The sequence below is a fragment of the Actinocorallia aurea genome (assembly GCF_054783995.1).
Genome location: NZ_BAAGPQ010000002.1, coordinates 1061566 through 1078869, shown reverse-complemented (window position 1 = coordinate 1078869; position 17304 = coordinate 1061566). Strand labels below are relative to the sequence as shown.

Genomic DNA, 17304 nt, shown 5'->3' with positions numbered 1-17304 from the left:
TCCCGAACGGATCAGCACGCCCGGGCCGACGAGGGCGTCAGCGGCCCTCGGGACGGCGTGCGATGGCGGGGCCGATCCCGTTCACGACGTGCCGCACGGGCTCGCCCTGAACGAGCCGGGTGAGGTTGGCCACGACCTCGCCGATGATGGCGATCTGCGCCTGCCCGCTGGCGCCCGCGGCGTGCGGGGACAGCAGCACGTTCTCGTGGGCGCGCAGCGGGTCGTCGGCGGGCAGGGGCTCGGTCTCGAAGACGTCGAGTGCGGCGCCGGAGAGCGCGCCGGTCGCGAGTGCGGCGAGCACGGCGGCGTCCGGGACGATGCCGCCGCGCGCGACGTTCACCAGCAGCGCGCCGTGCGGGAGGAGACCGAGTTCGCGCGGGCCGAGGAGCCCGGCGGTCTCGGGCGTGAGCGGCAGCGCGACGACGAGGACGTCGCTGACGGCGAGCAGTTCCTCCATCGGCAGGTAGGCGGCGACGGTGTCCGGCTTGGGTGTGCGACTCCAGTAGGAGACACGGCAGCCCAGCGCGCCGAACAGCCGGGCGGTTTCGGCTCCGATGGCCCCGTACCCGACGATGCCGACGCGCTGGGCGTGCAGTTCGCGTCCGCCGATGTCGAGCTGCGGCCAGCCGCCTTCGCGCATCCTCCGGTCGGTCCAGGCGAGCCTGCGGCACAGCGCGAACGCCGCGCCGACGGCCCACTCGGCGACGGCCCGCGTGTTGGCGCCCGGGGTGTTGGCGACGGCGACGCCGGCCCGGGTGAGCGCGTCCATGTCGCAGCTGTCGACGCCGACCTGCGGCATCTGCACGAACGCCAGGCGCGGCGCGGCGGCGACCGCTGCCGCGTCCATGGCGAGCGCGCCGGTGAAGTCGCCGATGACGGCGTCGGCTTCGGCGAGCACCTCGTGCAGGCCCGCGGCGTCCCGGGTGGACGGCACGGCGATCTCGGCGTGCCGCTTCACGTCGGCGAACAGGACGTCGATGAGTTCCACCGGCAGCGGCGGCAGCGCCGCGATCCTCCACATGGACCGCACCCTAGGGGACGGCGCCCGGATTCCCCGAGCGGATCCCCAGCCTGTGGAAACCCGACGGCGTCGCGACCGCCCGCACCGGCACGTCGTGCGGCTCGGCGGGCAGCTCGTCCACGAACTCGGTGTCGTACACCACACCGACCGTCAGGATCGCGGGGCCGACCCGGGCCAGCGCCCGATCGTAGAAGCCCCCGCCGCGCCCCAGCCGGTTGCCGTGCCCGTCGACGGACAGGGCGGGTACGAGCACGACGTCCGCGGCCTTGACCGCGTCGACGCCACGGACGGGCTCGGTGGGCTCCAGAAGGCCGTAGGGGCCTTCGCGCAGCGAATCCGGGCCCTCGTACGAGGCCCAGTCCAATTCTCCGTCAGGGCGGACGACAGGGATGAGCACGTACGAACCACGCTTCCACAGGGCGAACAGGAGACTTCTCGTGCCCGGCTCGTTACCCACCGAGACATACGCTGCGATGGACGAAGCCATCTCCAGCTCGGGGACCGTGAGGAGGATGTCGCGTATGGCGGAGGCTGCCTGGTTCTGTTCCGAACTGGGTATGACACTCCTCGCTAGACGTATATGGGTTCGCAACGAGGGCTTAACGTCTTCCTGCACCCGACACTCCCTTCAGTTGACTAGGGTTTTTCCTATGGCCGACATCTCACCCGTAACCAAGGCAGTGGTTCCCGCAGCAGGACTCGGCACCCGATTCTTGCCCGCGACCAAGGCGACCCCCAAGGAAATGCTGCCGATCGTGGACAAGCCCGCGATCCAATACGTCGTCGAAGAGGCCGTCTCGGCAGGTCTCTCCGACGTCCTCATGATCACCGGTCGGTCGAAACGCTCCATCGAGGACCACTTCGACCGCGCCTACGAGCTGGAGGAGGCTCTCCGCCACAAGGGCGACACCCAGCGGCTCGCCTCCATCCAGGAGTCGGCCGAGCTGGCGCAGATCCACTACGTCCGCCAGGGCGAGCCCAAGGGCCTCGGCCACGCGGTGCACTGCGCGGCCCAGCACGTCGGCAACGAGCCCTTCGCGGTGCTGCTCGGCGACGACCTCATCGGCGCCAGCGACCCGCTGCTCAAGCGCATGATCGAGGTGCGCCAGCAGTACGGCGGCAGCGTCGTGGCGCTCATGGAGGTGCCCGCCGACCAGGTCTCCAAGTTCGGCTGCGCCGCCATCTCCGCAAGCGTCGAGGACGACGTCGTCGAGGTCACCGACCTCGTCGAGAAGCCGTCCGTCGAGGACGCCCCCAGCAACTGGATCATCATCGGCCGCTACGTCCTGGACCCCGAGGTCTTCGACGTCCTGGCCAAGACCGCGCCCGGCCGCGGCGGCGAGATCCAGCTCACCGACGCGCTGCGCACGCTCGCGACGATGCCCGCCGACAACGGCGGCGGGGTGCGCGGCGTGCTGTTCCGCGGCAACCGCTTCGACACCGGCGACAAGCTCGACTACCTGCGCACCGTGGTCCAGTTCGCCGCCGAGCGCGACGACCTCGGCGCGGACTTCCTCGGCTGGCTCAAGGACTTCGTGGCCGACCGGTCTTAGTGACCACCCCGTCGGGCGTGAAATACATGGGGGCATGAGAAGCGTCTCCGAACACCTCGCCGCGATCATCGCCAGGCTCGCACCGCTGCCCCCGCTGGAGCTCCCGCTGCTGGAAGCCGCCGGGACGGTGCTCGCCGAAGAGGTGTCCTCATCCGTCGATCTCCCCCCGTTCGACAACTCCGCGATGGACGGTTACGCCGTGTGCGCGTCCGACCTCGCCACGCTTCCCGTGACGCTACCCGTCGTCGCCGACATTCCCGCGGGGGACCTCGCGGCGACGGGTATCGGGCCGGGCAGGGCCGCCCGCATCATGACCGGCGCCCCGCTCCCCGAAGGGGCCGACGCCGTCATCCAGGTCGAGTGGACCGACGGCGGCGTGGACGAGGTGCGGATCGACCGGGGCGCACCTGCCGGGACCAACATCCGGCGGGCCGGCGGCGATGTGCGGCGGGGCGACGCCGTGCTCGCCGAAGGCACCCTGCTCGGCGCGCCGCAGATCGGGATCGCCGCCTCGGCGGGCCGCTCCCGGCTGCGGGTGCGGCCCCGCCCCCGCGTCGTCGTCATGTCCACCGGCGACGAACTGCGCGAGCCGGGCACCCCGCTGGCGTACGGCCAGATCTGGGACTCCAACAGCTTCATGCTGGCCGCCGCCATCACCGAGGCGGGCGGCACCGCGGTGCGCGGATCCTTCGTCGGCGACGACCCCGAGACCGTCAGGGCGGTCCTCGACGAGCAGCTCGCGCACGCCGACGTCCTCATCACGACGGGCGGCGTCTCCATGGGCGCGTACGACGTCGTCAAGGAGGTGCTGTCGCGCGGGGGAGAGGTCGACTTCGAGAAGGTGGCGATGCGGCCCGGCAAGCCGCAGGGCTTCGGCCTCCTCGGCGGGCGCGTGCCCATCTTCACCCTTCCCGGCAACCCGGTGAGCGCGTACGTGTCGTTCCAGGTGTTCGTCCGTCCGGCGCTGCGTTATCTCCAGGGCCTTCCCGCCGAAGGGCTCCCGTCCGTCACGGCGGTCTGTGAGACGTCCCTGGACGCGGTCGCGGGGCTGCAGCAGTACCTGCGCGCCGAGCTGACGTACCAGGGCGGCCGATACAGGGTGCGGCCCGCCTCGAAGCAGGGCTCACACCAGATGGGCGCGCTCGCGGCCGCGTCCGGGCTCATCGTCGTGCCGGCCGAGGTCGCGGAGGTGCCCGAAGGCGCCGAGGTCGAAGTCCTTAGGCTGCCCTCGTGAAGAAGTTCTCCCACCTCGACTCCGCGGGCGCGGCCCGCATGGTCGACGTCTCCGCCAAGGACGTCACCGTCCGCACCGCCACCGCCCGCGGCTTCGTCAGGCTGTCCGCCGAGTGCGTCGCCGCCCTGCGCGACGGCGCGGTGCCCAAGGGCGACGCGCTGTCCGTCGCGCGCATCGCCGGGATCATGGGCGCCAAGAAGACGTCCGACCTCGTGCCGATGTGCCATCCGATCCCGATCCACGGCGTGAAGGTCGAGCTCGTGGTGACCGACGAAGGGGTCGCCATCGAGGCGTTCGCCAAGACGGCGGACAGGACCGGCATAGAGATGGAGGCCCTCACCTCCGTGTCCGTGGCCGCCCTCGCGCTGGTCGATATGGTCAAGGCGGTCGATCCCGCCGCCGTCATCACCGACGTGCGGGTCGTGGAGAAGACCGGAGGCAAGACCGGCACCTGGAACCGCCCCTCTGAGGCCGACTCTCCCGAGGAAGACCAGAACACATGACCTTGCGCGCGCTCGCCGTGACCGTCTCGACCCGTGCCGCCGGCGGCGTCTACGAGGACCGCTCCGGGCCCCTGCTCGCCGAACTCCTGCGCGAGTGGGGCTGCCAGGTGGACGGCCCCCGCGTCGTCCCCGACGGGGAGGCCGTCCTCGCGGTCCTCAGGCAGGCGGTCGAGGACTCCTACGACGTCGTGGTGACCTCCGGAGGCACCGGGCTCACCCCGACCGACCAGACGCCCGAGATGACCCGGGCCGTGCTGGAACGGGAGATCCCGGGCGTGGCCGAGAAGATCCGGCAGCGCGGCTCCGTGGACACCGCGATCCTCTCCCGGGGTCTGGCCGGGACGGCGGGGCGCACCCTGATCGTCAACCTCCCCGGCTCGACCGGCGGGGTCCGCGAGGGCATGGACGTGCTCGGCCCGGTGCTCTCCCATGCCGTCTCCCAGATCCGCGGCGGAGACCACCCGCGCCCGACGGATGGCGGATGACCCCTTCGCCGCGCAATCATGGTGGTGTGGAACGGATGCGAGGCTGGCCGGTCACGCTGGCCGACGGACGGATCGGGCTGCGCCCCCTGCGGCTGCGGGACGCGGGCACCTGGCGGGACGTCAGGGTGCGCAACGCCGAGTGGCTGCGCCCCTGGGAGCCCACCAACCCCGAGACTCCGCTGTTCAGGAGCGGACTCGGCCCGTACTACAGCATGATCCACACGATGCGGCGGGAGGCCCGCAGCGGGCTCTCGCTGCCGTGGGTCGTCACCTACGACGGCGTCTTCGTCGGGCAGATCACCGTCGGCGCGATCGTCTGGGGCTCGGCCCGCAGCGCCCAGGTCGGCTACTGGATCGACAAGGACCACGCCGGCCGCGGCATCACCCCGACGGCCGTCGCCCTCGCCGTCGACCACGCCTTCTTCACCGTCGGCCTGCACCGCGTCGAGGCGGCGATCCGCCCGGAGAACGCCGCCTCGCGCCGCGTCGTGGAGAAGCTCGGCTTCCGCGACGAGGGCCTGCGCCGCCGCCAGCTCCACATCGACGGCGCCTGGCGCGACCACATCTGCTACGCCCTCACGACCGAGGACATCCCGGACGGCCTGGCCGCCCGCTGGCGCGCCCGAGGCGCCCGACACTGACGGCAAACCCCGGATGATCCTCACGATCGAGAAAACTTCGCTCAAGAACGGGTCATCACTGGAGAGATCTCACGACACACCGCCCCCAGTGCTCGTCAAGACTGGACCCCGGTCCTACCGTCACGGACGTGAGCATGCCGACTTCCCGGAGCCGCATCGCTCCCGGGAGTGCTCGGCCAGAGCCGGTTCGGGAGGGATGTCGATGAGCAGCACCCTCCTTTACCTGGCGATCGTCGCCGTCTGGGCCGTGGTGCTCGTGCCGATGTGGCTGCACCGTGACTCCGATTCGTCCGGTTTCACCCGGTTGCTCGGCCGCCGCCCCCAGGCCGCCGACGCCGAATACGACGACTACGCCTTCGACGACGCCGAGACCGAGGCCGCCGAGACGGAGACGGCGACCGTCGACGCCACCCCGGAACCGGATGTCCTGGACATTCCCGAGCCCGTTCGGCGTCCCGTCCGACCGCCGGTCGCCCCCCGCCGCGCCCGCCGCTCGGCCGTCATCGCCCGGCGCCGCCGCAACACCAGCACCCTCACGCTGTTCACCGCGGTCTCGCTCCTCGCCGCGCTGTTCACCCCCGCGCCCTGGTGGATCGCCCTCCCGCCGGTCCTGCTCTTCGCCGCCCATCTCGCCCTGCTGCGCACCGCGACCCGCGTCGACGCGATCCGCGCCGCCGAGCGCCGCGCCGTCGCATCGGCCCGCCGCGCCGCCGAGGCCGCCGCCGCCCGCGCCGCCGCGCTCCGCCCGACCGCCGAGATCCTCCCCTTCGCGACCCGGCCCGAGCCCGTCGAGGTCTTCGATCAGTTCGCCGACCAGCCCAAGGCCGTCGGCGACTGAGCACTCGCCCGCCCGCACCGTTTCTGTGGCGAATAAGAATACGTATGGCTAAATTGCTGCCATGGACTACATGCGGACCGCGCTCTATCTGGACTTTGACAATGTCTTCAGCGGGCTGTACAAGCTGGACCCCCAAGCCGCTGAGCGGTTCGCGACAGATCCCGGATCCTGGCTCCGCCGCCTGTCCATGATGTCGGATTCCGGGACACGGCGGCGGTGGCTCGTCCTGCGCTGCTACCTGAATCCCAGCGGCACCGTGCAGATGGGCGCGGAGCGCAGGTACTTCTCCGCTTTTCGGGCCGCGTTCGTGCGGGCCGGTTTCGAGGTCGTCGACTGCCCGCGCTACAACGCGACGAAGAACGGCGCGGACATCAGGGTAGTCGTCGACGCCATCGACGCGCTGTCGACCGAGCCGGTGTGCGAGGAGTTCATCATCGCCTCGGGAGACTCCGACATGACGCCGCTCCTCCAGCGGCTGCGCCGGGCCGACCGGCGCACCCTCATCATGTCCCCGGTGGACGCGGCCGAGGCCTTCATCTCGATCGCCGACCAGGTGCTCAACGGCCACCAGATGCTCGCACTCGTCCAGGGGGAATCCATTGATCTCGACGACGACCTGAGCGGTGAAATGCCGATGGAAAGGAGCGGCACCGCATATTCTGGACAGATTCCGGCTGATGGTTCCGGCGCTTATGAATCGTTCAAGTCGATCGTGACCCGGGAATACGAGAATGCCGTCGAACCGCTGAATCTCGCTTCCCTCGCACAGCAGGTGCGCGGCGAACTGGGCGCCGACGCGATCGTCGGCACGCAGTGGTTCGGCTTCGGCGGATTCGCCAGGGCATTGGCGAGCCTCGACCTTCTGGGCCTGACCATGTCCCAGCACCAGTTGTGGGACGAGACCCGGCACGAGGCGCCGGCGGGCGGCACGCAGAAGCTGCCGGTGCCGGAGCCCATCGAGCGCCTCGCGGAGCTGATGAACCTGCCCCGGCTGCCGCAGGACTGGTGGCCCGCCATCTACGGGGCGCTGTCGGACTACGCGTCCTCGCACACGTTCAGCGTCACCGAGTGCACCGCATGGTCGCGGGACAGGCTGTCGGACGACGGCCTGAGGGTGAGCCGCCGGCACATCGGGTTCGTGATGAACGGCGCCGCGTACGGCGGATGCCCGCTCTACCGGGAGGTCCCCCCGACGGCGGAGGAGATCGGCGAGGCGTTCGCGCGGAGCGTCCTCAACCGGATCGAGTCCTCGGATGTGGTGTTCTCCGAAGAGGACGTCGCTGTGGTCCGGGAGTGGCTGGACGCCCCGGTGGAGCAGCCGGTGCGCGTCGCGGAGCAGGGGTTCTGATTGGCGGTAGGTCGTCTGTGCCGCGTAGCGTCCTGGCATGACCGTCACGGGTAGGGAGACGCGGACGCTGCCGGCGCTGGCGGCCGGGGCCGCCGAAGTGCCGTTCCCGATCCGCGGATGGCGGGAGCTCATCGGGTGCGACACGACGTGGAACGAGCACTCGCATCCCTTCCACGAACTGCTGTGGAACGAGCGGGGGGCGTCCACGGCGGTGGTGGGGGAGCGGGTCTGGACGATCACGCCGACGCTCGGGATGTGGATGCCCGCCGGGGTGCTGCATTCGGGCTCGGCCATCGCCGGGACGTGCTGCCGCGCCGACTTCTTCGGCTTCGGCACGGTGACGCCGCTTTCGGACGCGCCCGTGGCCGTCGAGATCACCCCGCTGCTGCGGCTGCTGCTGGAGCGCCTCGCCGACGGTTCGCTGCCGGACCGCTCGCGCGCGGTGACCGAGGCGATGGTCCTCGACGTCCTCGCGCCTTCGCCGCGCGAGCTGCTGCTCCAGATGCCCACGTCCGACCTCCTGCGCCCGATCGCCGACGCCGTCCGCGACGATCCCGGCGACCAGCGCACCCTGACGGACTGGGCCCGCCACCTCGGCGTCAGCCCCCGCACCCTCACCCGCGCGTTCAACACCGAGACGGGCACCAGTTTCGCCCGCTGGGTCGCCGCCGTCCGCGCCCAGCACGCCGTCGCGCTGCTGGCCCGAGGCTGGGAGGTCGAGATGGTCGCCGACGAGGTCGGCTACCGCTCGGCCAGCGCCTTCGGCGCCGCCTTCCGCCGCACCACAGGCCTCACCCCCGGCGCCTTCCGCCCCCCGGACGCACCGGCCTAACGCCCGCGAAGCCTGCGCGCGAACTCTTCGAAGGCGGAGCGCCCGAACACGAGATGCGGCTCCCCGGGATGCTTGGAGTCCCGCACCGCGATGACCGGACCTTTTGTGGCCACCTCGACGCAGTTGTCGCCGTCAGGAGCGCTGTAGGTGCTCTTGCGCCAGTTCATGAACCTTCCATCTGCCTGTTCACCAGGCTTTCGGATTCCCGGGCGCTCAGCGCCATGGTGCTCAGCTGCTTGAAATATAGGGCAAGGAGCCTAAGGCGAGAGACGTCGGTCAGCATCTGCCCGTTCAGCCCTGTGCCCTCGACGAAGGCCAGATCCGGAGCGGCATCGAAGCTGAGGATCTGGAAGCCGGTCGGGTGGAAGACCGGGGCACTGACGGGAAGCACCTGGAGAGAGAACCGGGGGAGGGTCATCAGGTTGAGCAGGTGCTTGCACTGACCCGCCTTCACCGAGGGCGGCAGATCTCGGAGCACGGCTTCGCGGATCAGGAGAAAGATCCAAGGAGGCTCACTCCTGTAGAGCAGGGCTTGTCGCTCCATGCGGATGGCCAGACGCTCCTCGAGCCGAGCGACGTCCGCCCCCGTGCTCAAGACGAGTCGTGCGTAGTCCTCGGTCTGGAAGAGGCCGGGGATCAGAAGCGGCTCGAACATGTCGATCTCTGTGGTGTCCTTCTCGGCCTCGAAAAGGGGACGGGCCCGGGTCGGGACCAGGCCCTGTCTGCGGGCGTCGTCAAAAAGGTTCCAAAGGCGGCGGAAGCTGCCGCCGGTCGCGAAGTAGGTGTCGAGGTCGTCGGCCAGGGCCGGGGACGCGGAACTCTTCAGGGTCTCCACCTTGTCGAGCCACTGGCGGGTGCAGCCGAGGAGCTCGGCGAGCCTGGCCCGGGACATGTCGGCCGCTTCTCTGCGCGCCGTCAGCTCCTCTGCGAAGGCCCTTTGCAGGCTCGATGTCTCGCTGCCTCCCATGTCCGTCACGCTCATCTCCTTCGGGCGGTGCGGGTCGGTTGCGTCGTGGTTGCGGGGCGGGTGCCGGTCGGTTGCCGACCGGTTGCGGGGCGGGTGCCTACGGCGGCCGCGCGGGTGCGTCGCGGGGGGTGCTTGTTGCGTAGCCGACGGTAGTCCTGGCGTGCCAGGCTCGTCAGCGAAACGCCGGAGACCCGAGAAAGGCACGTGCATGAGCGATTCGGTGGACCTCGCGAAGCTGCGGGGCGAGTACCCGGGATGGATGATTCGGCCGACGGTCGCCGGGGCGTCGCTCATGGCGACGCGGGGCGACAGGTACCACCTGAGCGCGCACGAGCTCGGGGCCGGGATGGCGATGACGCTCATCGAGGACGACGTCGAGAGGCTGGCGGAGGCGCTGGCGGCGCAGGCGCGGATCGAGGGTGCGCGATGAGCCCGTTCGAACTGCTGGGGGCCGTCGTGGCGACGCCGTTCGGGTTCGCCGGGGCCGTCGCGCTCGCGGCGATGGCCGGGCTGTTCTCGGTCATGGTCGGGTTCGTCGTCTACGAGGACCTTCGCCCGAAGGGGCGGCATCACCGGGTGCGGCGTTCCCGTCGTGAGGGGAGTGTCCCGATCGCGATATCGGCTGTCTCATAAGCTTGATTGCGACAACTCGGTCATTTCTCCTAAGGTTCAGCCAAGGCAAGGCTTACCTAACTTGGGTCTGCCGGGATGACGGTGCACCGCTCGACGGAAGAGTCCCGCGACGCGCGAGGGCCGGCACCAAGCGGAACTGTGAAAGTGGAGTACGGATGAAGCGCCCCCTCGGCCGCGTCCTCGTGACCGCCGCCCTTCTGGCCGGCGTCGCGGGTTGCGGCGGATCCTCGGACACCAAGGACGACAACGCGAGCGCCGCCCCCGCGGCCGCGTCCTACCCGATCACGATCGAGCACGCGCTCGGCACGACGACCATCACGGCGAAGCCCGAGCGGGTCGCCACCGTCAACTGGGCCAACCACGAGGTGCCGCTGGCCCTCGGCGTCGTCCCGGTCGGCATGGCCGCCGCGAACTTCGGCGACGACGACAAGGACGGCCTCCTGCCCTGGGTGAAGGAGCGCCTCGACGAACTCGGCGCGAAGACCCCCGTGCTGTTCGACGAGACCGACGGCATCGACTTCGAGGCCGTCGCCGACACGCAGCCCGACGTGATCCTCGCCGCCTACTCCGGCCTCACCCAGCAGGACTACGACACCCTCAGCGACATCGCCCCCGTCGTCGCCTACCCCGAGATCGCCTGGGGCACCGCCTGGCGCGACAGCATCAAGCTGAACAGCAAGGCGATGGGCATGGAGGCCGAGGGCGACAAGCTCATCACCTCCATCGAGGGCGAGATCACCGAGGTCGTGGGCAGGTACCCGCAGATCAAGGACAAGTCGATCATGTTCATGACGCATGTCGACCCGGGTGACGTCAGCGAGATCGGCTTCTACACCAAGGCCGACACCCGCACCCTCTTCTTCGAGGACCTCGGCATGAAGATCGCCGACAGCACCGTGCAGGCGTCGAAGGACGGCCAGTTCGCCGGCACCGTCAGCGCCGAGCAGATCGACATGTTCGACGACGTCGACATCATCACCGGCTACGACTCCGCCGACGGCGGCCTCCTGGACATCTTCCAGAAGGACCCGCTCCTGTCGAAGATCCCCGCCATCGAGCGCGGCTCCGCCTACCTGCTCCCCAGCACCGAGCCCCTCGGCACCGCCGCCAACCCGACCCCCCTCTCCATCTCCTGGGTCCTTGAGGACTACGTCAAGGCCCTCGCCGCGGCCGCCGACAAGGTCCAGTGACCTCGGTAGACGCATCGCGCGCGCCGGACACCGCCATCGTGCGGCGTCCGGCGCGCGTGCGTGTGCTCTGGCTGGTCACCGCGCTCGTCGTGCTCGCCGCGGTCATGGTCGCGTCGGTGGCGTTCGGGTCGCGGGACGTCTCGTGGGGCGACGTGTGGGCCGGACTCGGCGGGGCGAGCGGCACGCTGGAGGAGGCCGCGGTCGCCAAACGGGTGCCGCGGACGCTGCTCGCGGTGCTGATCGGGGCGGCACTCGCGCTCTCGGGCGCGGTGATGCAGGGCGTGACGCGCAACCCGCTGGCCGACCCCGGCATCCTCGGCGTCAACATGGGGGCGTCCCTCACCGTCGTCACCGCCGTCGCGTTCTTCGGGCTCGGATCGCCGACCGGCTACATCTGGGTCGCGATGGCCGGAGCCGGGGCGTCGGCGGTGTTCGTCTACGTCGTCGGGTCGCTCGGCCGGGGCGGGGCGACGCCGCTCAAGCTGGCGCTCGCCGGGACGGCGACCTCCGCGGCCTTCGCCTGCCTCGTCAGCGCCGTCGTGCTGCCGCGCGGCGACATCGCCGAGAGCTTCAAGCTCTGGCAGATCGGCGGGGTCGGCGGCGGATCGTACGAGCGGATCGGGCAGGTGCTGCCGTTCCTGATCGCCGGGTTCGTCATCGCCCTGCTGTCCGCGCGCGGGCTGAACTCCCTCGCCCTCGGCGACGAACTCGCCGCCGGGCTCGGTGAGCGCGTCGCCGTCATCCGGGCGCTCGCCGCGCTGGGCGCGGTCGTGCTGTGCGGGGCCGCGACGGCCGTCGCCGGGCCGATCGCGTTCGTCGGCCTCGTGGTCCCGCACGCGTGCCGGATGCTCATCGGCGTCGACCACCGGTGGCTGCTGCCGTTCTCCGCGGTCGCCGGGGCCGCGCTGCTCACCGCCGCCGACGTCGTCGGCCGCGTCGTCGCCCGGCCGCAGGACATCGAGGTCGGCATCATCACGGCGCTGATCGGCGCGCCGTTCTTCATCCACATCGTCCGCCGGCAGAAGGTGCGTGAGCTGTGAGCGCCCTGGCAGCGCCGTCCGCCGTCGTCAAGGCAGTCGCCGAGGGCCGCCGCAGGCGCGCGGCGCGGCGGAGGGCCGTGCTCGGCGTGCTCGCCGCGCTCGTCGTCGCGGGGTTCGCGGTGACCCTCATGGTCGGCAAGACGTTCTACCCGCCCGGCGACGTCTGGCGGGTCATCCTGGGCGAGCAGGTGCCGGGCGCGACCTTCACCGTCGGACGGCTCAGGCTGCCGCGCGGAGTCCTCGCCGTCGTCGCCGGGTTCAGCTTCGGCATGGCGGGCGTGACCTTCCAGACGATGCTCCGCAACCCGCTCGCCAGCCCCGACATCATCGGCATCAGCTCCGGCGCGAGCGCGGCGGCGGCCATCGCGATCGTGTCGTGGTCGCTCGGCGGCGCGCAGGTGTCGGTCATCGCGATCGCCTCGGCCCTCGCCGTCGCGCTGCTGGTGTACACGCTGGCGTTCCGCGACGGGGTCGTCGGCACCCGGCTGATCCTCATCGGCATCGGCATCTCCGCGATGCTCGACAGCGTCACCAACTACGTGCTGTCCGAGGCGGCCCAGTGGGACCTCGCCGAGGCGACCCGCTGGCTGACCGGCAGCCTCAACGGCGTCGGCTGGGAGCAGGCCGCTCCCGCCACGCTCGCGCTCCTCGTCCTCGCGCCCGTGCTGCTGGCCAAGGCGCGCGACCTGAACTCGCTGCAGCTCGGCGACGACACCGCCTCGGCCCTCGGCGTCCGGGTCGAACGGTCCCGGATCGTGCTGATCGTCGCGGCGGTCTGCCTGATCGCGTTCGCGACCGCCGCGGCGGGGCCGATCGCGTTCGTCGCGTTCCTGTCCGGGCCGATCGCGGCGCGGCTCGTCGGCGCGGGGGGCTCGCTGCTCGTGCCGGCCGGGCTCGTCGGCTCCCTCCTGGTGCTCGTCGCCGACTTCGTGGGCCAGTACGCGTTCGGCATCCGGTACCCCGTGGGCGTCGTCACCGGCGTCCTCGGTGCCCCCTACCTCGTCTACCTGATCATCCGTTCGCACCGGGCCGGAGGCTCGCTATGACCACGTCCCACACCCTCGCCGCCGAAGGCCTCGCACTCGGCTACGGCGACAGGCTCGTCGTGGAATCCCTCGACCTGACGATCCCGCCCGGGAAGATCACGGTGATCGTCGGCGCGAATGCGTGCGGGAAATCGACCCTTCTCAGGTCTTTGTCCAGGCTGCTGTCGCCCCGCAAGGGACGCGTCGTCCTGGACGGCAAGGAGGTGCACCGGATGAACGCGAAGGAACTCGCCCGTACGCTCGGCCTGCTTCCGCAGTCGCCCGTCGCCCCCGAAGGCATCACCGTGCTCGACCTCGTGGGACGTGGCCGCAACCCCCACCAGGGGATCTTCTCCCGGTGGAACGCCAAGGACGACGTCGCCGTCGCGGCGGCCTTGGAGGCCACCCGGACGACAGACCTCGCCGACCGGGCCGTCGACGAGCTCTCCGGCGGGCAGCGCCAGCGCGTATGGATCGCCATGGCCTTGGCCCAGGAGACCGACCTCCTCCTCCTGGACGAGCCGACGACGTTCCTCGACGCCAGCCACCAGGTCGAGGTCCTCGACCTCCTCACCGACCTCAACCAGGACCGCGGCACCACCATCGTCATGGTCCTGCACGACCTCAACCTCGCCGCGCGCTACGCCGACCACCTCATCGCCCTCGCCGACGGCGCCCTCCACTCCTCCGGCACCCCCGCCGAAGTCCTCACCGAAGACTGCGTCCGCACAGTCTTCGGCCTCAACAGCCGCATCATCGAGGACCCCGTCTCCGGCCGCCCCCTGATGCTCCCCATCGGCCGCCACCACATCCGCGCCGAGCCTTCCGTCGCCTAGCCGACGCGTTTTCCCCGGTCATCCCGTATCGGGCCCGGGATCCGGTTCCGGGGGTCGGGAAATGTGTAATGTGGCGCATCTTGTTTTGGTGTGCAAAGTGTTGACTCGAATGCGATGGATTCTGCTTAAGATGGGAGCGAATTTGGGCTTTTGAGGAGGCGGGGTGGAGCCGTTGTGGGTGGGGGATCCGGAGGTGATCGGCCCTTATCGGCTGGTGGGGCGGCTCGGTGAGGGCGGAATGGGGGTCGTCTTCCTCGGGCGGCGGGTCGGGTCTTCGGGCGGCTGGGACGCGGTCAAGCAGATCGCCGCGGAGCGCAGCGGCGACCCGCAGTACCGGCGGAGGTTCGAGCGCGAGGTGCGGGCGGCGCGGCGCGTGAAGGGGCCGCACACCGCCGAGGTGCTCGACGCCGACCCCGGCGCCCGGCGGCCGTGGATGGCCACGCGCTTCGTGCAGGGGCCCTCCCTGGGCGAGGCGGTCACGCACCACGGCCCGCTCAGCCCCGGCAACGTGCGGCGGCTCGGCGCCGATCTCGTGCGCGGCCTCGCCGCCGTCCACGCGGTAGACCTGGTGCACCGGGACCTGAAACCGGGCAATGTCCTGCTCGCCGCCGACCGGGCCGTCATCATCGATTTCGGCGTCGCGCGCCTCACCGACGCGAGCACCCTCACCCAGGACGGAAGGCAGCCGGGAACACCCGCGTATATGTCGCCGGAACAGGTGAAAGGCCATACCGAAGACATCGGTCCCGCCTCCGATATCTTCTCACTCGGCTCTGTTCTCACTTTCGCCGCCACGGGTCGGACGCCTTTCGAACGGGCCTCGCGCGCGGCGGTGCAGTACGCCATCGTCAATGAGCCTCCCGAACTGGGCGGACTCCCCCGGGAACTGCGCGGAATCGTCGCGGCCTGCCTCACCCCGGACCCCGGCCTGCGCCCGTCGCTGGAAGACCTGCTGGTGCTCCTCGACACCGCCGACGTCCCCGAGGGCTGGCCCCCGCCCGTCCAGGAGATGATCACCGCCCGCGACCCGACCCGGACCGCTGCGGCCGAGACCCTCCCGGAGCCTCCCGAACTGGGCGGCCGTCTGGACGCGCTGCGCGGTCTCCTCGCCGAAGGCCGCCACGCCGAAGCCGACGGCCAGACGACCGAAGTGCTCCTGGAGGCGGCGGCCCGGACCGCCCAAGGCTGGCTGCCCGGCGCGGGCGCCAAGGACGTCTCCGCAGAACTCCTCAACGAGGTCGACGCCCTGTGGGCGGCGTCGTCGCCGGCATGGGGCTTTCGGGCGCAGCTCTCCCGCCTGGCCGAGCGCGGCCTCGGCGGCTCACCCGACTTCCGCAAGATCGCGCTCGCGCTGGGCTGGCGCCACGACGGCGAGGACCCCTACCCGCCGTATCCGGACTTCGTCCGGCGGGCCGACGCCGCCGAGCCGTTCTTTCCCACCCTGCGCAGCCCGAGCCGCGAGGAGGCGCAGACCCTGGACCAGGGCTGGTTCCGGGTCTGGACCACGAATGTGCTGGCCGTCCACGCACGTCTCCGCCGATGGGAGAGATCGCCGTGACCGAGTTCCTCGTCGTGTTCCTCTTCTTCGTCCTCCTGGCCGCGGCCGGGGCCGCCCTCGTCACCGGGATCCGGACGGTGCCCGTCGGGCACATCGGCCTCGTCGTGCGCCGGGTGGGGCTGCGCTCCCCCCGCGACGACGCCCGGGTGAGCTACCTGAACAGCCCGGGTCCCCAGGCCCGAGTCCTGGGCGAGAACACGCGCGCGTGGCTGCCGCGCTACCTCTTCGAAGTCAGCTTCGTGCCCCAGACGTACGTCCCCGTCGGCACGATCGGTCTGGTGGTCGCCAAGGCCGGGGCCCAGCGACCCCCGCACCTGCAACTGGCCGCGCACGTCGAATGCGACCGCTTCCAGGACGGCGTGCGCTTCCTGGCCGAAGGCGGGCAGCGGGGTCCACAGATGGAGGTGCTCACCAGCGGCCACTACGCCATCAACCCGTACATCTTCGATGTCCTCACCGTGGAGACGCTCGGCGGGCGTCAGCGGGAGGGGGTCGTCGCCGCCGACCTGCGCGAGGTCGACGTCAAGGTCGGCGAGACGGGGGTCGTGATCACCCACGTCGGCGAGCGGCCGCCGTCGGACTGGAGCGAGTCCGGCCGCCGGGTGCCCGACCACTGGAACTACCAGCTGCCCTGGCGGTTCCTGGACGGCGGCGGGCAGGTCGGCGTCCAGAGCGAGACCCTGCACGAGGGCGGGAACTACGCGATCAACCCGTGGTTCGCGCACGTGGTGAAGATCCCGTCGCGGGTGCTGGTGCTGCAGTGGACGGCCGAGCAGAAGTCCGCCGACAACCTGGACGCCTCACTCGACCAGATCGTCCTCGACGTCCAGGGCCACACGGTCCGGATGAGCCTCAAGCAGACCCTGCGCATCCCGCCGGAGGCGGCGCCCCGGCTCGTCCGCCGGTTCGGGGACCTGGGCGGAGGGGCCAGCGCGCGGGCGGAGGCGTACGGGCGGATCCCCGTGCAGCAGTTCGTGGAGAAGGAACTGGGCGCGGCGGTCGTCGGCTACTTCCGGGGCATCGCGGCGACCTACCGGATCCAGGAGTTCATCACCCGCTACAACGAGGTCGGCCTCTCACTGAAGGACCACGTCCGCCAGGCGCTCGGCCCGACCGGGGTGATCGCGCTGGAGACGACCCTGGAGGAGTTCGAGTGCGACGAGCCCGAGGTCAACCGGATGCGCCGGGCGATCGCGCTGGACGAGGAGGAGCAGCGCAAGGAGGAGGCGCAGACCGAACTGCTCAAGCGCCGCCTCAGCAACGAGCAGATCATCGTGGACATCCAGGCCCAGAAGCTCCGCCTGCGCGGTGAGGAGATCCGCATCTCCGTCGACGAGCAGCGCCAGTTGATCGAACTGTTCGGCAAGGAGCACGTCCAGCTCGAACGCGTCCTCGAACGCCTGGCCCACCTCCCGGTGCCCGACGTCGTCATGGGCGGCGACATGGGCGGCGCAGCCGCCGGCATGGGCCTCGCCAACATCCGCGACCTCGTCCTCAACCTGGCCCGCCGCGCCGACCGCAGCGTCGAAACCCACCCCGACTACACCGAACTGGAAGCCACCGAACTCCACGACGACCCCTGACCCCGCCCCCGCCCTCC

Annotated in this window: 20 protein-coding genes; 16 read left to right on the top strand and 4 right to left on the bottom strand. The window is 70.9% G+C overall.

Features of this window, described 5'->3' with window-relative positions:
- Positions 1-37: 37 nt before the first annotated feature.
- Together ACYVOM_RS05190 and ACYVOM_RS05185 are read right to left on the bottom strand one after the other, a co-directional pair.
- Positions 38-1021: an NAD(P)-dependent oxidoreductase gene (locus ACYVOM_RS05190; protein ID WP_460302049.1), complete on the bottom strand. Its 984-nt coding sequence runs from the start codon at positions 1019-1021 to the stop codon at positions 38-40.
- A 10-nt stretch (positions 1022-1031) separates the two neighbouring features.
- Positions 1032-1637, bottom strand: a complete 606-nt coding sequence (locus ACYVOM_RS05185) for a 5-formyltetrahydrofolate cyclo-ligase (protein ID WP_460302048.1) — start codon at positions 1635-1637, stop codon at positions 1032-1034.
- Between the two features lie 34 nt (positions 1638-1671).
- Here ACYVOM_RS05185 and galU point away from each other — a divergent pair, with 34 nt between their 5' ends.
- The 8 genes from galU (at position 1672) to ACYVOM_RS05145 (ending at position 8455) form a co-directional block, all read left to right on the top strand.
- On the top strand, positions 1672-2574 hold the full coding sequence (galU, locus tag ACYVOM_RS05180) for a UTP--glucose-1-phosphate uridylyltransferase GalU (protein WP_460302047.1): 903 nt from the start codon (positions 1672-1674) through the stop codon (positions 2572-2574).
- A 34-nt stretch (positions 2575-2608) separates the two neighbouring features.
- Positions 2609-3808, top strand: a complete 1200-nt coding sequence (gene glp / locus ACYVOM_RS05175) for a molybdotransferase-like divisome protein Glp (RefSeq protein ID WP_460302046.1) — start codon at positions 2609-2611, stop codon at positions 3806-3808.
- A complete protein-coding gene (gene moaC, locus ACYVOM_RS05170) occupies positions 3805-4311 on the top strand; it encodes a cyclic pyranopterin monophosphate synthase MoaC (RefSeq protein ID WP_460302045.1) in 507 nt (168 codons plus the stop codon). Before glp ends, moaC begins: the two co-directional genes overlap by 4 nt.
- Positions 4308-4796 (top strand): MogA/MoaB family molybdenum cofactor biosynthesis protein, encoded by a 489-nt coding sequence (locus ACYVOM_RS05165; protein WP_460302044.1) that lies wholly within the window; start codon positions 4308-4310, stop codon positions 4794-4796. The genes moaC and ACYVOM_RS05165 overlap by 4 nt, the downstream gene beginning before the upstream one ends.
- Positions 4797-4831: 35 nt before the next feature.
- Complete coding sequence (locus tag ACYVOM_RS05160) at positions 4832-5437, top strand: GNAT family N-acetyltransferase (protein WP_460302353.1); 606 nt, start codon at positions 4832-4834, stop codon at positions 5435-5437.
- A 202-nt stretch (positions 5438-5639) separates the two neighbouring features.
- Entirely contained in the window at positions 5640-6275 is a 636-nt protein-coding gene (sepX, locus tag ACYVOM_RS05155) for a divisome protein SepX/GlpR (protein WP_460302043.1), read from the top strand.
- Positions 6276-6336: 61 nt separating this feature from the next.
- Entirely contained in the window at positions 6337-7623 is a 1287-nt protein-coding gene (locus tag ACYVOM_RS05150; protein ID WP_460302042.1) for an NYN domain-containing protein, read from the top strand.
- A 37-nt stretch (positions 7624-7660) separates the two neighbouring features.
- Entirely contained in the window at positions 7661-8455 is a 795-nt protein-coding gene (locus ACYVOM_RS05145) for a helix-turn-helix transcriptional regulator (protein WP_460302041.1), read from the top strand.
- Here the strand turns inward: ACYVOM_RS05145 and ACYVOM_RS05140 are convergent.
- Both ACYVOM_RS05140 and ACYVOM_RS05135 read right to left on the bottom strand, forming a co-directional pair.
- On the bottom strand, positions 8452-8622 hold the full coding sequence (locus ACYVOM_RS05140; protein WP_460302040.1) for a DUF397 domain-containing protein: 171 nt from the start codon (positions 8620-8622) through the stop codon (positions 8452-8454). The genes ACYVOM_RS05145 and ACYVOM_RS05140 overlap by 4 nt on opposite strands.
- Positions 8619-9437 (bottom strand): helix-turn-helix domain-containing protein, encoded by an 819-nt coding sequence (locus ACYVOM_RS05135; RefSeq protein ID WP_460302039.1) that lies wholly within the window; start codon positions 9435-9437, stop codon positions 8619-8621. The genes ACYVOM_RS05140 and ACYVOM_RS05135 overlap by 4 nt, the downstream gene beginning before the upstream one ends.
- A gap of 193 nt (positions 9438-9630) precedes the next feature.
- Between ACYVOM_RS05135 and ACYVOM_RS05130 the strand changes: the two genes are divergently transcribed.
- The 8 genes from ACYVOM_RS05130 to ACYVOM_RS05095 all read left to right on the top strand — a co-directional run bounded on the left by ACYVOM_RS05130 (position 9631) and on the right by ACYVOM_RS05095 (position 17287).
- The gene (locus ACYVOM_RS05130) at positions 9631-9852 is read left to right on the top strand and encodes a hypothetical protein (RefSeq protein WP_460302038.1); all 222 of its coding nucleotides are present in this window, start codon (positions 9631-9633) and stop codon (positions 9850-9852) included.
- Complete coding sequence (locus ACYVOM_RS05125) at positions 9849-10055, top strand: hypothetical protein (protein WP_460302037.1); 207 nt, start codon at positions 9849-9851, stop codon at positions 10053-10055. The genes ACYVOM_RS05130 and ACYVOM_RS05125 overlap by 4 nt, the downstream gene beginning before the upstream one ends.
- 155 nt (positions 10056-10210) lie before the next feature.
- Entirely contained in the window at positions 10211-11245 is a 1035-nt protein-coding gene (locus ACYVOM_RS05120) for an iron-siderophore ABC transporter substrate-binding protein (RefSeq protein WP_460302036.1), read from the top strand.
- Positions 11242-12285 (top strand): FecCD family ABC transporter permease, encoded by a 1044-nt coding sequence (locus ACYVOM_RS05115; RefSeq protein WP_460302035.1) that lies wholly within the window; start codon positions 11242-11244, stop codon positions 12283-12285. Before ACYVOM_RS05120 ends, ACYVOM_RS05115 begins: the two co-directional genes overlap by 4 nt.
- Complete coding sequence (locus ACYVOM_RS05110) at positions 12282-13331, top strand: FecCD family ABC transporter permease (RefSeq protein WP_460302034.1); 1050 nt, start codon at positions 12282-12284, stop codon at positions 13329-13331. Before ACYVOM_RS05115 ends, ACYVOM_RS05110 begins: the two co-directional genes overlap by 4 nt.
- Positions 13328-14146, top strand: a complete 819-nt coding sequence (locus tag ACYVOM_RS05105) for an ABC transporter ATP-binding protein (protein ID WP_460302033.1) — start codon at positions 13328-13330, stop codon at positions 14144-14146. Before ACYVOM_RS05110 ends, ACYVOM_RS05105 begins: the two co-directional genes overlap by 4 nt.
- 163 nt (positions 14147-14309) lie before the next feature.
- Positions 14310-15704, top strand: a complete 1395-nt coding sequence (locus ACYVOM_RS05100) for a protein kinase domain-containing protein (protein ID WP_460302032.1) — start codon at positions 14310-14312, stop codon at positions 15702-15704.
- A complete protein-coding gene (locus ACYVOM_RS05095) occupies positions 15701-17287 on the top strand; it encodes an SPFH domain-containing protein (protein WP_460302031.1) in 1587 nt (528 codons plus the stop codon). Before ACYVOM_RS05100 ends, ACYVOM_RS05095 begins: the two co-directional genes overlap by 4 nt.
- Positions 17288-17304 lie beyond the last annotated feature (17 nt).

Excerpts from the sequence above, each read along its gene's own strand:
- ACYVOM_RS05190 (WP_460302049.1), bottom strand. The coding sequence starts at position 1,021 with ATGTGGAGGATCGCGGCGCTGCCGCCGCTGCCGGTGGAACTCATCGAC.
- galU (WP_460302047.1), top strand. The coding sequence starts at position 1,672 with ATGGCCGACATCTCACCCGTAACCAAGGCAGTGGTTCCCGCAGCAGGA.
- glp (WP_460302046.1), top strand. The coding sequence starts at position 2,609 with ATGAGAAGCGTCTCCGAACACCTCGCCGCGATCATCGCCAGGCTCGCA.
- ACYVOM_RS05165 (WP_460302044.1), top strand. The coding sequence starts at position 4,308 with ATGACCTTGCGCGCGCTCGCCGTGACCGTCTCGACCCGTGCCGCCGGC.
- ACYVOM_RS05160 (WP_460302353.1), top strand. The coding sequence starts at position 4,832 with ATGCGAGGCTGGCCGGTCACGCTGGCCGACGGACGGATCGGGCTGCGC.
- sepX (WP_460302043.1), top strand. The coding sequence starts at position 5,640 with ATGAGCAGCACCCTCCTTTACCTGGCGATCGTCGCCGTCTGGGCCGTG.
- ACYVOM_RS05150 (WP_460302042.1), top strand. The coding sequence starts at position 6,337 with ATGGACTACATGCGGACCGCGCTCTATCTGGACTTTGACAATGTCTTC.
- ACYVOM_RS05145 (WP_460302041.1), top strand. The coding sequence starts at position 7,661 with ATGACCGTCACGGGTAGGGAGACGCGGACGCTGCCGGCGCTGGCGGCC.
- ACYVOM_RS05140 (WP_460302040.1), bottom strand. The coding sequence starts at position 8,622 with ATGAACTGGCGCAAGAGCACCTACAGCGCTCCTGACGGCGACAACTGC.
- ACYVOM_RS05135 (WP_460302039.1), bottom strand. The coding sequence starts at position 9,437 with ATGAGCGTGACGGACATGGGAGGCAGCGAGACATCGAGCCTGCAAAGG.
- ACYVOM_RS05130 (WP_460302038.1), top strand. The coding sequence starts at position 9,631 with ATGAGCGATTCGGTGGACCTCGCGAAGCTGCGGGGCGAGTACCCGGGA.
- ACYVOM_RS05125 (WP_460302037.1), top strand. The coding sequence starts at position 9,849 with ATGAGCCCGTTCGAACTGCTGGGGGCCGTCGTGGCGACGCCGTTCGGG.
- ACYVOM_RS05120 (WP_460302036.1), top strand. The coding sequence starts at position 10,211 with ATGAAGCGCCCCCTCGGCCGCGTCCTCGTGACCGCCGCCCTTCTGGCC.
- ACYVOM_RS05105 (WP_460302033.1), top strand. The coding sequence starts at position 13,328 with ATGACCACGTCCCACACCCTCGCCGCCGAAGGCCTCGCACTCGGCTAC.